Origin of the sequence: Pseudomonas sp. DTU12.1, assembly GCF_009873475.1 — a bacterium.
GTDB lineage: Bacteria > Pseudomonadota > Gammaproteobacteria > Pseudomonadales > Pseudomonadaceae > Aquipseudomonas > Aquipseudomonas proteolytica.
In genome coordinates, this window is sequence record NZ_CP045254.1 from 4145648 (window position 1) to 4160725 (window position 15078).

12 protein-coding genes and 3 tRNA genes are annotated in these 15078 nt (G+C 61.4%); all 15 read right to left on the bottom strand.

Annotated features, from left to right (window positions below; translation table 11 throughout):
- Nucleotides 1–193 precede the first annotated feature (193 nt).
- Nucleotides 194–270 (bottom strand) — tRNA-Asp (locus GDV60_RS18190).
- A 105-nt stretch (nt 271–375) separates the two neighbouring features.
- Nucleotides 376–452, bottom strand: a tRNA-Asp gene (locus GDV60_RS18195).
- 55 nt (nt 453–507) lie between these two features.
- Nucleotides 508–583: transfer RNA gene (locus tag GDV60_RS18200), tRNA-Val, on the bottom strand.
- 107 nt (nt 584–690) lie between these two features.
- Complete coding sequence (locus GDV60_RS18205; protein WP_070995078.1) at nt 691–1470, bottom strand: SDR family oxidoreductase; 780 nt, start codon at nt 1468–1470, stop codon at nt 691–693.
- Nucleotides 1467–2678 (bottom strand): O-succinylhomoserine sulfhydrylase, encoded by a 1212-nt coding sequence (locus GDV60_RS18210; RefSeq protein WP_070995079.1) that lies wholly within the window; start codon nt 2676–2678, stop codon nt 1467–1469. The genes GDV60_RS18205 and GDV60_RS18210 overlap by 4 nt, the downstream gene beginning before the upstream one ends.
- A gap of 66 nt (nt 2679–2744) precedes the next feature.
- Nucleotides 2745–4250 carry an amidophosphoribosyltransferase gene (gene purF / locus GDV60_RS18215; protein ID WP_029294156.1) on the bottom strand — a complete coding sequence of 502 codons (1506 nt, stop codon included), beginning with the start codon at nt 4248–4250 and terminating at the stop codon, nt 2745–2747.
- Nucleotides 4251–4291: 41 nt separating this feature from the next.
- The gene (locus GDV60_RS18220; protein ID WP_029294153.1) at nt 4292–4849 is read right to left on the bottom strand and encodes a CvpA family protein; all 558 of its coding nucleotides are present in this window, start codon (nt 4847–4849) and stop codon (nt 4292–4294) included.
- Between the two features lie 251 nt (nt 4850–5100).
- Nucleotides 5101–5754 carry an SPOR domain-containing protein gene (locus tag GDV60_RS18225; RefSeq protein WP_159908331.1) on the bottom strand — a complete coding sequence of 218 codons (654 nt, stop codon included), beginning with the start codon at nt 5752–5754 and terminating at the stop codon, nt 5101–5103.
- On the bottom strand, nt 5738–7045 hold the full coding sequence (folC, locus tag GDV60_RS18230; protein WP_159908333.1) for a bifunctional tetrahydrofolate synthase/dihydrofolate synthase: 1308 nt from the start codon (nt 7043–7045) through the stop codon (nt 5738–5740). Before folC ends, GDV60_RS18225 begins: the two co-directional genes overlap by 17 nt.
- Nucleotides 7042–7962 carry an acetyl-CoA carboxylase, carboxyltransferase subunit beta gene (gene accD, locus GDV60_RS18235; protein WP_029294146.1) on the bottom strand — a complete coding sequence of 307 codons (921 nt, stop codon included), beginning with the start codon at nt 7960–7962 and terminating at the stop codon, nt 7042–7044. The genes folC and accD overlap by 4 nt, the downstream gene beginning before the upstream one ends.
- A 244-nt stretch (nt 7963–8206) precedes the next feature.
- On the bottom strand, nt 8207–8839 hold the full coding sequence (locus GDV60_RS18240; RefSeq protein ID WP_029294144.1) for a phosphoribosylanthranilate isomerase: 633 nt from the start codon (nt 8837–8839) through the stop codon (nt 8207–8209).
- Between the two features lie 64 nt (nt 8840–8903).
- Nucleotides 8904–9728: a tRNA pseudouridine(38-40) synthase TruA gene (gene truA, locus GDV60_RS18245; protein ID WP_029294142.1), complete on the bottom strand. Its 825-nt coding sequence runs from the start codon at nt 9726–9728 to the stop codon at nt 8904–8906.
- Between the two features lie 205 nt (nt 9729–9933).
- Nucleotides 9934–12510: a FimV/HubP family polar landmark protein gene (locus GDV60_RS18250; RefSeq protein ID WP_159908335.1), complete on the bottom strand. Its 2577-nt coding sequence runs from the start codon at nt 12508–12510 to the stop codon at nt 9934–9936.
- Between the two features lie 162 nt (nt 12511–12672).
- Nucleotides 12673–13683, bottom strand: coding sequence for an aspartate-semialdehyde dehydrogenase (locus GDV60_RS18255; protein WP_092231414.1), 1011 nt, complete (start codon nt 13681–13683; stop codon nt 12673–12675).
- 239 nt (nt 13684–13922) lie between these two features.
- Nucleotides 13923–15035, bottom strand: a complete 1113-nt coding sequence (gene asd / locus GDV60_RS18260; RefSeq protein WP_029294136.1) for an aspartate-semialdehyde dehydrogenase — start codon at nt 15033–15035, stop codon at nt 13923–13925.
- Nucleotides 15036–15078 lie beyond the last annotated feature (43 nt).

Sequence of the window (15078 nt, forward strand, 5' to 3'; positions counted from 1 at the left end):
TGCAGGAACCGGCTTGCCGGCGATGGCGATCTTGACGACGCTATCGCTGGCAAGCCCTCCCCTACAGGTCGCATCATCAAATCGCAGACACAAAAAACCCCGGTCTTTCGACCAGGGTCTTTGCTATCGATCCAATCAAGCATGAAGCTTGCTTTGGCGCTCTCGGGGTGTTCAGTGGACCCCGGAACAGATATGGCGCAGCGGACGGGACTCGAACCCGCGACCCCCGGCGTGACAGGCCGGTATTCTAACCGACTGAACTACCGCTGCGTATCGCTCAGACTGCTGAAGTGTCACCTTCAACCGCCTTCAAACATCTGATTGAGCAGCCTTGGCTGTTCAATCTCAAACCCGACATGTCGGACCTGGAAAATATGGCGCAGCGGACGGGACTCGAACCCGCGACCCCCGGCGTGACAGGCCGGTATTCTAACCGACTGAACTACCGCTGCGCGTCGGTGCAACTTTTAACGTTGCGTCTTACCCGAAGGCAAAACTCTCAAGAAGTGGTGGGTGATGACGGGATCGAACCGCCGACCCTCTGCTTGTAAGGCAGATGCTCTCCCAGCTGAGCTAATCACCCTTTGCTTCGTTGAGGCCGCGAAATTTACGCAGATAGCGGACCTAAGTCAATAGCCTGCTTGAAGTTTTTCTGAAAAAGACAAAATCACGTCAAGACAGCTACCCGCCCTACTCGCTGTAAATCATCTTCTTGCTCATGCCGCCATCCACCACGAACTCTTGCCCCGTCACAAACCCAGCGCTGCGCGACAGCAGCCACGCCACCATGGCGGCCACATCCTCAACCGTCCCAACCCGGCCCGCAGGATGCTGCGCATGATCGGCGTCACTCAACGGCTCTGCGCGGCGCGCGGCGGGATCACGGGCATCGATCCAGCCAGGGCTGACAGCATTGACCCGAACCTCCGGCCCCAGGCTGATGGCCAGCGCATGGGTCAGGGCCAGCAGGCCACCCTTGCTCGCCGCATAGGCCTCGGTGTCCGGCTCCGACTGCCTGGCCCGGGTAGAAGCCAGATTGACGATAGAACCGCCGTGGGCACGCAGATACGGTGCACAGTGCTTGGCCAGCAGCATCGGCCCACTGAGGTTCACCGCCAGCACCCGATTCCAGTAAGCCAGGTCCAGGCTATCCAACGTGATATTGCGCGGGTCGGCCACCGCGGCATTGCACACCAGGGCATCCAGGCGCCCGAACTGGCCCAGCACTTCAGCAACCCCAAGGGCCACCTGCTGCTCATCGGCCACGTCCATGGTGATAAACCAGGCGTTATCGCCCAGCACCTTGGACACTTTGGCGCCCCGCTCGCGATCAAGATCGGCCAACACCACTTGCCAGCCTTCGCTGATCAGCCAGGCAGCGATCCCCAGGCCGATACCCCGTGCAGCGCCCGTTACCAACGCGACCCGGCCATTACTGGCGCCAGCCGCCTCCTGGGACCACTCGATCACAAGGCAGCCAGCCCGCGGGCCAGATCGGCCTGCAAGTCAGCCACGTCTTCCAGCCCCACTGCAACCCGGATCAGGCTGTCGCGGATACCGGCCGCTTCACGCTCCTGCGGGGCCAGGCGCCCATGGGAGGTGGTGCTTGGATGGGTAATGGTGGTTTTGCTGTCACCCAGGTTGGCGGTGATGGAAATCAGGCGCGTGGCGTCGATAAAGCGCCATGCGCCCTCTTTACCGCCCTTGACCTCAAAACTCACCACCGCCCCAAACCCGCGCTGCTGACGCTGGGCCAACTCATGTTGCGGGTGGCTCTTCAAGCCGGCGTAGTGAACTTTTTCGATGCCGTCCTGCTGTTCCAGCCACTCGGCCAGGGCCTGGGCGTTGGCGCAATGGGCTTTCATCCGCAGGCTGAGGGTTTCCAGGCCCTTGAGGAAAATCCAGGCGTTGAACGGGCTCAGGGTCGGGCCTGCGGTGCGCAAGAAACCTACTACTTCTTTCATCTGCTCGCCACGACCAGCCACTACACCGCCCATGCAACGGCCCTGGCCATCGATGAACTTGGTAGCCGAATGCACCACGATATCTGCGCCCAGCTTCAGCGGTTGCTGCAGGGCGGGCGTGCAGAAGCAGTTATCCACTACCAGCATCGCACCTTTGGCGTGCGCTACTTCGGCGAGGGCGGTGATGTCTACGAGCTCTGCCAGCGGGTTGGACGGTGACTCGACGAACAGCAATTTGGTATTGGCCTTGATGGCCCCATCCCAGCCAGAAAGGTCTGCCAGCGGCACGTAGTCGACTTCAATGCCGAAACGCTTGAAGTACTTCTCGAACAGGCTGATGGTCGAACCAAACACGCTACGCGAGACCAATACATGGTCCCCGGCGCTGCACAGGCTCATGACCACCGCGAGGATGGCCGCCATGCCCGTTGCCGTAGCGACGGCCTGCTCTGCACCTTCCAGAGCCGCGATACGCTCTTCGAAGGCACGTACGGTCGGGTTGGTATAACGGGAGTAGACGTTACCCGGCACTTCGCCAGCAAAGCGAGCCGCCGCGTCCGCCGCAGTGCGGAACACGTAGCTGGAGGTGAAGAACATCGGGTCACCGTGTTCACCTTCCGGCGTGCGGTGCTGGCCGGCGCGCACAGCCAGGGTATCGAAAGCCACGCCATCGAGGTCGCTGTCCAACCGACCGGCATCCCATTCCTGACTCATGCTGCCACTCCTTCACTCAATTCTTTATTTAAGATACAAAACCGGCCCCTCAGGGCCGGTAGTCAATCAGTTGTTGTACAGATCGATGATCGCGCTGACCGCCTGGGTCTTGATCTTCGAGGAGTCGTTGCGCGCCTGCTCGATCTTGTTCAGGTAAGCCTCATCGACATCACCGGTCACGTACTTGCCATCGAAGACCGCACAATCAAACTGCTCGATCTTGATCTTGCCGCCGCCAACCGCCTCGATCAAGTCAGGAAGATCCTGATAGATCAGCCAATCAGCGCCAATCAGATCAGCCACATCCTGGGTCGAACGATTGTGCGCAATCAGTTCGTGGGCGCTCGGCATGTCGATACCGTACACGTTCGGGTAACGCACGGCAGGCGCAGCGGAACAGAAGTACACGTTCTTCGCCCCGGCTTCACGGGCCATCTGGATGATCTGCTTGCAGGTGGTGCCACGCACGATGGAGTCATCCACCAACATCACGTTCTTGCCGCGGAACTCCAGCTCGATGGCGTTGAGCTTCTGGCGTACCGACTTCTTGCGAGCCGCCTGGCCCGGCATGATGAAGGTGCGGCCGATGTAGCGGTTCTTGACGAAACCTTCGCGGAACTTGACGCCCAGGCGGGTGGCCAATTCCAGCGCAGCGGTGCGGCTGGTGTCCGGGATCGGGATCACCACGTCGATGTCGTGCTCTGGACGCTCGCGCAGGATCTTCTCGGCAAGCTTCTCGCCCATGCGCAGGCGCGCCTTGTACACCGAGACGCCATCGATGATCGAATCCGGGCGCGCCAGGTACACGTGCTCGAAGATGCACGGGGTGAGCTTGGGGTTGATCGCGCACTGGCGGGTGTGCAGTTTGCCATCTTCAGTGATGTACACCGCTTCGCCCGGGGCCAGGTCGCGCACCAAGGTAAAGCCCAGTACATCCAGGGATACGCTTTCGGAGGCGATCATGTACTCGACGCCTTCGTCGGTGTGACGCTGGCCGAACACGATAGGACGGATGCCATGCGGGTCGCGGAAACCAACGATCCCGTAGCCGGTGATCATTGCCACGACCGCGTAGCCACCCACGCAACGGTTATGCACGTCGGTCACAGCGGCGAACACGTCTTCTTCGGTTGGCTGCAACTTGCCGCGCTGGGCCAGTTCGTGGGCAAACACGTTGAGCAGCACTTCCGAATCGGAACTGGTGTTGACGTGGCGCAGGTCAGATTCGTAAATCTCCTTGGCCAACTGTTCAACATTGGTCAGGTTACCGTTGTGCGCCAAGGTAATGCCGTAGGGCGAGTTGACGTAAAACGGTTGAGCTTCGGCCGAAGTCGAGCTACCGGCAGTCGGATAACGCACATGGCCAATACCCATATGCCCGACCAGGCGCTGCATGTGACGCTGATGAAACACGTCACGTACCAGGCCATTGTCCTTGCGCAGGAATAACCGGCCGTCGTGGCTGGTCACAATACCGGCAGCGTCCTGGCCGCGGTGCTGGAGGACGGTTAGCGCGTCATACAGCGCCTGATTGACGTTCGACTTACCGACGATACCGACGATGCCACACATGCGACGCAACCCCTACTTAATGAATCTTGACTGAACACTACTTACTGCGGCGTGTTGCCCGGCAAGAGGTGCTCCTTGAACGGAATATCAGCGGGTACGCTGATACCGCTGGCCAGCCACTGACTACTCCACCCCAATATGAGGTTCTTGGACCAGTCTGCAACCAATAGAAATTTTGGCACGAGACTCGACTCCTGCCACCAAGCATCCTGCTGTACCGGGCCCAGGCTCAACAGCCCGACCGCAACGACCACCAGCAACGCGCCACGCGCGGCACCGAAGGCCATGCCGAGAAATCGATCGGTCCCGGAGAGGCCGGTGACACGTATCAATTCGCCGATAAGATAATTGACCATTGCTCCCACCAGCAGCGTGGCGATGAACATGATGGCGCAGCCCGCGATGACACGAGCCGAAGGTGTTTCGATGTAGCCGGCCAAGTAAACGGCCAGGGATCCGCCGAACATCCAGGCGACGACTCCTGCAACGATCCAGGTCAGCAGCGATAATGCTTCTTTGACGAAGCCGCGGCTTAGACTGATCAATGCGGAGATGGCGATGATGGCTACGATCGCCCAATCAACCCAGGTAAATGGCACAGTGCAGCCTACAGACGGATAAGGCGGCGCATTTTAGCAGAGCGCTGGGCTATCGGTAAGCGGTGATTGGCGGTCCATTGCAAATCAATGGGTTGTGGCAAGCTGCGGCCATCTCAGACGGGCATAAACCAATGTGGGAGCGGGCTTGCCCGCGATAGCGGCGTGTCAGTCAACTTTAATATCGACTGATGCACCGTCATCGCTGGCAAGCCCGCTCCCACACAAGCCCGCACACACATTTGGAGCCGGAATCAGCCGCGTTCTGGCTGGAAGCGCACCACAAAACCCTTCAGATTCTGCTGACGCCCCAGCAAGTCACGCAGGCGGTCAGCCTCGGCACGCTCAATCAGCGGCCCGACAAACACCCGGTTCTTGCCATCGGCAGTACGGATATAAGCGTTATAGCCCTGGCTGCGCAGGGTCTTCTGCAAGGCTTCGGCACTTTCGCGGTTGGACAGGCTGGCGAGCTGCACCGACCAACTGATCGGCAGGCCATTGGGATCAATACGGCTTTGACCGACATCCGGCTTGCCTGGCGCAGCAGGCTGCGGCGCGACAGGTTTTGGCGCTGGAGCAGGCGCCGCAGGCTTGGCTGCCACGACTGGCGCTGGCTTGACTACGGGAACGCTGGGTTGAATTGGCGCCGTGGGTGCCTGCTGCTGGGCAATTTCTGCATCCGTCGGCACTGGCTCTTCCTCGGGCAGCGCCTGCGGCTCAGGCACCACCACCGGCTCGACCTGAACCTGCGGCATTACCGGGACCTGGGGCGCCGCCGGCGCCTCAACCGTGACCTGGCGCTGCTCGTCCTGACGGGAAAACAGCATCGGCAAGAAAATCACCGCCAATGCCACCAGCACCAGGGCTCCGACCATTCGCTGCTTGTATGCGCTATCCAGTAATGCCATGTGCAGCTTCCTCCGTGGAGCGCCGGGCCAACCACTCAAGCGCCTCGGCAACACAATAAAATGATCCGAACAACAGAATCTCGTCCTCGGCCGTTGCTACCGCGCATTGAGCCTCCAATGCAGCGGTCACGCTTGCATGGGACGTCACCGTCGCACCAAGGTTCTGCAGCAGCACCTGTACATCATCGGCCGAACGGCTGCGAGGTGTATCCAGCGGCGCAACCGCCCACGCCTGCACACTGCTCAGCAAGGGTGCGACCACACCTTCCAGGTCTTTGTCCGACAGCAAGCCGAACACCGCCAGGCGTCGACCCTTCGGCACATGGCTGGCCAAACGGCGCGCCAAGTACTGCGCAGCATGCGGGTTATGACCAACGTCCAGCAACAGGTCAAGGCGCTTGCCTTGCCACTCGAACGCGCGGCGATCCAGACGCCCGACCACCCGTGTACGTTGCAAAGTATCGGCAATCTGCCCGGCATTCCATGGCAGGTCCAGCAACAGGTAGGCTTGCAGGGCGAGTGCGGCGTTTTCCATGGGTAGGTTCAGCAGCGGCAAGCCGTGCAACTCGACGCCCAGACCCCGCGCATCGACACCACGCCACGACCAATGATCGTCTGCCACGTCCAGGGAAAAATCCCGGCCCCGCAGGAAGAAGGGGCAATCCAGTTCGCGCACCTTGTCCAGCAAGGTATGCGGCGGATCCAGGTCACCACACAGTGCCGGCTTGCCTGGGCGCAGGATCCCGGCCTTTTCATAGGCCACCGATTCGCGGGTATCACCCAGATAATCGGTATGATCCACGCCAATGCTTGTGATCAACGCCAGGTCGGCGTCCACCACATTGACAGTATCCAGGCGACCACCCAGGCCCACTTCCAGTACCACGGCATCCAGCTGTTCGCGCTCGAACAACCAGAACGCAGCCAGGGTGCCCATCTCGAAATAGGTCAGGGAGGTATCGCCGCGCCCGGCATCCAGCGCCGCAAAGGCTTCGCACAATTGCTCGTCGGTGGCTTCAACACCGTTGAGTTGCACGCGCTCGTTGTAACGCAGCAAGTGCGGCGAGCTATAAACACCCACCTTCAAGCCCTGGGCCTGCAGCAACGCAGCGACAAAGGCGCAGGTAGAACCCTTGCCGTTGGTGCCCGTGACCGTGATCACTCGCGGCGCGGGCCGACCCAACCCGAGGCGGGCCGCTACCTGTTGCGAGCGCTCCAGGCCCATGTCGATGGCTGACGGATGCAACTGCTCAAGGTAGGCGAGCCACTCGCCCAGGGTTCGTTGGGTCATAGGTTTGCAGGCACCGGCGGAACGACGATAGGTTCGACTTTAGGCGCGACGTATTCTGGTGTCGGCAAGCCCATCATCTGTGCCAGCAGGCTACCCAGGCGTGGACGCAGTTCGGAGCGGGCGATGATCATGTCAATCGCCCCGTGCTCCAGCAGGAACTCGCTGCGCTGGAAGCCTTCCGGCAGCTTTTCGCGCACGGTCTGCTCGATCACACGTGGGCCGGCAAAGCCGATCAGTGCCTTGGGCTCGCCAACGATTACGTCGCCGAGCATCGCCAGGCTGGCGGAAACGCCGCCGTAGACCGGGTCGGTCAGCACGGAGATGAACGGGATGCCTTCCTCGCGCAGACGCGCCAGTACCGCAGAGGTCTTGGCCATTTGCATCAGCGAGATCAACGCTTCCTGCATCCGCGCACCACCCGAGGCGGCGAAGCAGATCATTGGGCAACGGTTTTCCAGGGCGTAGTTGGCGGCACGTACAAAGCGCTCACCGACAATGGCGCCCATCGAGCCACCCATGAAGGAGAATTCAAAGGCCGACACCACCACCGGCATGCCCAGCAGCTTGCCGCTGATCGAGATCAGCGCGTCTTTTTCACCGGTCTGCTTCTGCGCAGCGGTCAGGCGGTCCTTGTACTTCTTGCCGTCGCGGAACTTGAGACGGTCCACCGGCTCCAGGTCAGCGCCCAGCTCGGCACGGCCATCGGCGTCGAGGAAGATGTCGATACGGGCGCGGGCGCCGATACGCATGTGGTGGTTGCACTTGGGGCAAACGTCCAGGGTCTTTTCCAGCTCTGGGCGGTACAACACCGCGTCGCAGGATGGGCACTTGTGCCACAGACCTTCAGGGACCGAGCTTTTCTTCACCTCGGAACGCATGATCGAGGGGATCAGTTTGTCTACTAACCAGTTGCTCATGCTTTCTTTCTCCAGTACCGGTGGCTTGAACACAGCCCCGCGTATGCCCTTGAGCTAAATTCATTGATGTGGCGATAACAGCTGCAGGACGGGGTCAGACGTTCGACCAGCCATTTCCTGCACCTGCCCTCAGCCTTCCAGACAACCCGCCAACGCGTGGCTGCCACTTCATTGGCGCCGCCCGAGGGCAACGCCGGCCTGTTTCACACAGTGGTAGTTACTGACGGCGGCAGACTGCCAGCCGTCACATCGCGCCACTGCTGCTGCGCACTGCCTGCATGAATGCGCGAATCTTGGCAGAATCCTTGATGCCCTTGCCCTGCTCCACCCCGCCGCTGACGTCCACCGCATACGGGCGAACCTGGGCGATGGCCTGCGCCACGTTTTCGGCACACAGGCCGCCGGCCAGGATGATCGGCTTGCTCAAGCCCTGGGGAATCAGCGACCAGTCAAAGGCCTCGCCCGTACCACCAGGAATGCCCTCGACATAGGCATCGAGCAAAATCCCGCTGGCCCCGGCGTAGGCGGCGCAACTGGCGGCGATATCGTCCCCGGCCTTGACCCGCAAGGCCTTGATATAAGGGCGATGGTAGCCGGCGCACTCATCCGGGGTTTCGTCGCCATGGAACTGCAGCAGGTCCAGGGGGACGGCATCCAGGGTTTCGTTGAGCTCACAGGCGCTGGCGTTGACGAACAGCCCCACGGTGGTCACGAACGGCGGCAAGCCGGCAATGATCGCCCGCGCCTGCTGCACCGTCACCGCACGCGGGCTCTTGGCATAAAACACAAAACCAATGGCGTCAGCCCCCGCCTCGACTGCCGCCAGCGCGTCTTCCATGCGGGTAATCCCGCAAATCTTGCTGCGAACGCCTGACATATCGTCGGAACCTCAGGGGGCTGTCCAGGAAAGTCCCGGATGGTAACAAATGCTTTTCCAGGCGTCAGCCGTCAAGTTCAGTGAAACCTGTGAGGAAGTGTGGCCCGATGAAACGCTGCGGCAACTCGAACTCATCGCGGTATTCCACATCCACCAGATACAGGCCGAACGGGTGCGCCGTCACCCCACCGGTACGACGCACCCGACTCTCCAGCACTTCCTTGGCCCATTCCACCGGGCGCTCGCCGGTGCCAATGGTCATCAGTACGCCGGCGATATTGCGCACCATATGGTGCAGGAACGCACCGGCACGGATATCCAGGACAATCATCTTGCCGTGGCGCGTGACGCGCAGGTGGTGGACTTCCTTGATCGGCGACTTGGCCTGGCACTGGCCAGCCCGGAATGCGCTGAAATCATGGATCCCCACCAGGTGCTGGGCCGCCTCCGCCATACGCTCGGCGTCCAACGGGCGGTGGTTCCAGGTGATTTCTTCGTTCAAGTGTGCCGGACGGATCTGATCGTTATAGATCACGTAGCGGTAGCGCCGGGCAATCGCCTTGAACCGCGCATGGAAGTGCGCCGGCATGACCTTGGCCCAACTGACGCTAACATCGTGGGGCAGATTGATATTGGCGCCCATGACCCAGGCTTTCATCGAACGCTCGGCCTGGGTGTCAAAATGCACCACTTGCCCGCAGGCATGCACGCCGGCGTCGGTACGCCCGGCGCACATCAATGAAACCGGCGAGTCGGCGACCTTCGACAGGGCCTTCTCCAGGGTTTCCTGTACGGTCGGCACGCCCGAGGCCTGGCGCTGCCAGCCGCGATAGCGCGAGCCTTTGTATTCAACGCCCAGGGCGATTCTGAAAAAGCCAGCGGCCGCCATTTCGGCGGCCGCGTTATCTATATTTGCCAAGAGCTGAGGGCCTGATGAGTTGCGCAAAGGCAGCCATTATATATGGCTTGAGGATTTTTGTAGGAGCGAGCTTGCTCGCGAAGATCGTCAACGATAACGCGTCCATCCTGGAAGAACGCGGTGCCCTTGAGTTTTTCGCGAGCAAGCTCGCTCCTACAGGAATTGCGTAATGGCTTTAGGCCAGGTTGCTGAGCATTTCCTTGGCTTCATCCCGTTGCTTTTCATCGCCTTCGGTAAGGACTTCGGCGAGGATGTCGCGCGCACCGCCCTCATCCCCCATATCGATATAAGCCTGGGCCAAGTCCAGCTTGGTGGCGACTTCGTCGGTGCCCGACAGGAAGTCGAACTCCGGCTCATCGTCGCCCTTGGCGGCGTCTTCGGCAGTGAAGCTCGGCTCGATCGACGGGCTTTCCAGGCTCTGGGACAGACGCTCCAGTTCGGCGTTGACATCGTCAAGCTCCGAAGCGAATGCGTCCGGCTTGGCTGACGCCGGGGGTTCGTCCGCCAGGGACAGATCAAAGTCTTCCGGCAGGTCAAAATCTTCCAGCGCGGCCGGTGTCAGGGTGGGCGGCTCTACCGGCGGCAGGTCCTTCATCTGTTCTTCCAGACCGGAGAGGAAGTCGTCATCGGACGCAGAGGCTGGCGCATCCAATTGCAAGTCGAGGTCAAAATCCGATAGATCGTCCTCGCTGGCCTTGGCTTCATTCTGCTGCTGCAATACCGACTCGAAGCTCAGATCACCGATCTCGGGCTCTGGTGCAACCACGGCCGGCGAAGCGGCTTCCAGGTCATCCAGGCTCAGGTCGAAGTCGGTGTCGAACCCATCGGCCTCAGGCGTGGCGGCGGGCGCCGGATCTTCCTGGAGCAGATCCTTGACGTACTGTGCATCCAGCGCAGCGGCGGCGACGGCAGCACTGACACCCGCTGCCAGCACGGCCATGGCCGGGTAGCGGTTTTTCAACAGTTCGACCTGGGCGTGATTTTCGCCATTGGCGACCAGTTGGCGCTCCTGGGTTACGAAGCCATCTTTGTCGCCCTGCTGACCATAGACTTCCAGGAGCTTGAGACGCAGATCGCTGCGCTTGGGCTCCAGCTTGATCGCTTCTTCCAGCACGGCGGCCGCCTGGTTCAGGTGACCACGATCCAGGTGGGACTGGGCCAGCGCCAGGGCGTCGGAGGAGCCGGGTTCGATGATCGGCTTGCTCGGCGGCGCCATGCTGGTCACCGGTGCAGGCACAGGCGCCACGGCAACTGGAGCTGGAGCTGGAGCTGGAGCTGGAGCTGGAGCTGGAGCTGGAGCCAGCTTGACGTTTGCCGCAGGGACTTCAAGGCCTTCGAAACTGTCCGACGGCATGTCCTGGTCAAGGCTCGAGGAGAACTCCGGTTCCTCGGCCAGCGCCCGCGCCATGCGCAGGTGTTTTTCCTCTTCCAGGCGCGCATTGCGATGACGCGCCCATAGCAGCAGGAGCAGCAATACCAGCAGGCCAGCGGCACCGCCAATCACCCCGAGAACGATGGGATTGGTCAGCAGGTCATTGAACTTGCCTTCGGTGCTGGCCACGGGCGCGGGCTCAGCCGGGCTTTCCACAGGCGCAACCACGGGCGCTTCGGCGGCTGGCGCCGGGGTAGCAGGTGCTGGTGCAACGGGCGCCGCCGCCAACTCCGCAGGCATGGCCGCCGGCTGCGCCGGTGCGCCACCCTCGGCCTGCAACTTGGCCAATTGGTTGTTCTTCAGTTCAATCAGCCGCTGCAACTTGTCCAACTGACTTTGCAGGTCAGTCATGCGGCTTTTCAGTTCTTCATTTTCGCGGCGGGTCGAATCCAGGCTTTCCTGGGTCACCGCCAGCTTGTTGTTCAAAGCCTTGCTATCCCCTGCGGCGCCTTTGACTCCAGCCTTGGCAGCCTCGGCCGAGACCAGGCTGAGGTTGTCCTTGGCAGCCGTTTGCGACGGCGCGGCACCGGCCTGGGTGCGCTTGGTGGCGTCCAGTTGCTGCCGCCCCGCTGCCTGATTGGTGGCACCGCGACGCCCCTGACGCCAGGCCGCGTTCTGCGCAGTCACTTCGGCAATCGCCTGAGGTTGCGGCAGGCTGGTGCTTTGTACCGGGTCCGGCAGGCGCAGTACCTGGCCGGTTTTCATGCGGTTGATATTGCCGTCGACAAAAGCCCCAGGGTTCAGCGCCTGGATCGCCAGCATCGTCTGCTGGATCGAGCCGCCATTGCGATTTTTAGCGGCGATTTCCCACAGGGTGTCGCGGGAAGTCGTAGTGTGTTCAGCCGCCTTGCTGACGCTGCTGGCCGCAGGCGGGGCAAGGCGCGGTGCCGGGGCAATGGCCTCCGGGGCCTTTTGCTCGAACTTGGCCGGGTCCAGCAAGACGCTGTAGTCGCGCATCAATCGCCCATTGGGCCATTGCACCTGCAACAGGAAGCGCACATAGGAGTCGGGCAAGGGCTTGCTGGAGGTAACGCGAACCACGCTGCGACCGCTGGGGTTGAGCACCGGGGTAAAGCTCAGTTCATCAAGGAACGCCTGGCGATCCACGCCCGCATCCACAAAGGCCTGGGAAGACGCGAGGCTGGGTACGATGTCGGAGGCGCTCAGCCCGCCTACATCGAGCAGCTCGATCTCCACCGACAACGGCTGGTTCAACTTCGACTTGAGTGTCATCTCCCCAAGTTGCAGCGCTTGCGCCATACCGGAGGACAGCGCCGAGGCGGCCGCTATTGCTAACACCAGTTTGCGAACTTGAACCATAGCCTCATCCTTTGTTTGAACACTCCTCGGCCCGCGAGAAGGTTGGGTACCGCTGCCATTCGGCATGGCGAGCCGATAGGTCACCGACGCGCAACTTTTCGTGCATGGGGCCAAGCATAGCGCTTAGCTAGAATCAATCTACAAATTGCCGCCAAGTATCTTTTACGCAAGGTCTTTTATCAACAACTGCGCCAGTTGCACCGCGTTAAGCGCAGCACCTTTGCGTACGTTATCTGACGTCAGCCACAAGTTTAGTTCCGCTGGGTCGTCAATGCCCGCTCGCACCCGGCCCACGTAGACCACATCCTGACCGACCGCATCCCCAACAGCGGTAGGGTAATCGCCCTCTTCCACCAGTTCGATGCCCGGCGCCGACTCCAGCACGCGATTGACTGCGCCAAGGTCCACAGGGCCCGCCAGTTGCAGGGACACGCTCAGGCTATCGCCAAAAAACACCGGAGCTTGAACGCAGGTTGCGGAAATCTTCAGCAACGGTAAATCAAGCAAGACGCGCAGTTCGTGGACCAGGCGTTTTTCCAGGGCCGTGTGGCCCTGGGCGTCCGGCGTACCGACCTGGGCCAGCAGGTTGAAGGCCATTTGCCGATCGAAGAACTTTGGCTCCAGGGGGCGCACATTCAACAATTCGGCGGTTTGCCGGGCCAGCTCACTCACGGCTTCACGGCCCTGGGCAGACACGGCCAGGCTGGCGGTGACACTGACGCGCTGGATGCCCAGCAAGCCTCGCAAAGGCGCCAGGACCACCGCCAGATGAGTGGCGCACGGGCTCGGGCTGCCGACCTGGAAGGGCTTTCTCAAGCCGTCCAGAACGTGGGCATTGGCTTCCGGCACCACCTGAGGTGCCTGCTCGGCCGGCAAGGCCCCAGACAAGTCGATCAGCGAGCACCCCGCCGCAGTGGCGCGCGGGGCAAAACTCAAGGTGACCGCCGGGCCAGCCGCGAAAAAGGCCAGTTGCACCTTGCTGAAATCAAACTCGTCGACTTCCCGCACCCGCACGTTTTTGCCGCGAAATGGCACCGAAGCGCCGGCCGACTCACTGCTGGCCAGCAGGTGCAGGGTGCCGACCGGGAAATCCAGCTCTTCGAGGATCTGTACCAGGGTTTCGCCAACGGTGCCGGTGGCGCCGATCACGGCGATATCAAAGGTCTGGGTCATGGAGGCTGCCTCGGGCATTGCGGGGGGAGCGGCACTTTACCGGGTGGTGGGGGGTGAGGCAATTAACCCAGGCTTTGTGGTGTGATGGGGGCCGTTATCGCGGGCAAGCCCGCTCCTACATTTTGATTTGTGAACACATTCAAGTGTAGGAGCGGGCTTGCCCGCGATGACGGCCCCAGGCGCAATAAAAAACCCGCGCCTGTCACCAGAACGCGGGTTTGTTCAACACCAAAAAGCGATCAACGCTCCAGCAGGATCCGCAACATCCGGCGCAACGGCTCGGCCGCGCCCCACAGCAGTTGGTCACCCACGGTGAAGGCGCCCAGGTACTGGGTGCCCATGTTCAGCTTGCGCAGACGCCCCACCGGAACATTCAGGGTGCCAGTGACCTTGGTCGGGCTCAGCTCCTGCATGCTGATATCGCGGTTGTTCGGCACCAGTTTGACCCATGGGTTGTGCTGGCTGATCAGCCCTTCGATATCGGCGATCGGTACGTCTTTGTTCAGCTTGATGGTCAGCGCCTGGCTGTGGCAGCGCATGGCGCCGATGCGCACGCAGATACCGTCCACCGGGATCGGGTTCTTGAAGCGCCCCAGGATCTTGTTGGTCTCGGCCTGGGCCTTCCACTCTTCGCGGCTCTGGCCGTTCGGCAGTTCTTTGTCGATCCACGGGATCAGGCTACCGGCCAATGGCACACCGAAGTTCTCGGTCGGATAGGCGTCGCTGCGCATGGCCTCGGCCACACGACGGTCGATGTCGAGGATCGCGCTGGCCGGGTCGGCCAGTTGATCGGCGACGGCCGCGTGGGTCGCGCCCATCTGCTTGATCAGCTCACGCATGTTCTGCGCACCGGCACCGGAGGCCGCCTGATAGGTCATGGCGCTCATCCACTCCACCAGCCCGGCTTCGAACAGGCCACCCAGGCCCATCAGCATCAGGCTGACGGTGCAGTTGCCGCCGACATAGTTCTTGGTGCCGGCGTCGAGCTGCTGGTCGATGACCTTGCGGTTGACCGGGTCGAGGATGATCACGGCGTCGTCCTGCATGCGCAGGCTCGAGGCGGCGTCGATCCAGTAACCCTGCCAGCCGGCTTCACGCAGCTTGGGGAAGACTTCGCTGGTGTAGTCGCCGCCCTGGCAGGTCAGAATGACGTCGAGGGTCTTGAGCTCTTCAATGTTGTAGGCGTCCTTGAGCGGGGCGATATCCTTGCCCACGGACGGCCCTTGGCCACCGACATTCGAAGTGGTGAAAAACACCGGCTCAATAAGATCGAAATCCTGCTCTTCCAGCATCCGCTGCATGAGCACGGAACCGACCATACCGCGCCAACCGATCAGACCTACACGTTTCATCGCAACTACACCTTGTTAAAAAGTGGGCCGCCTTGCAGCAACA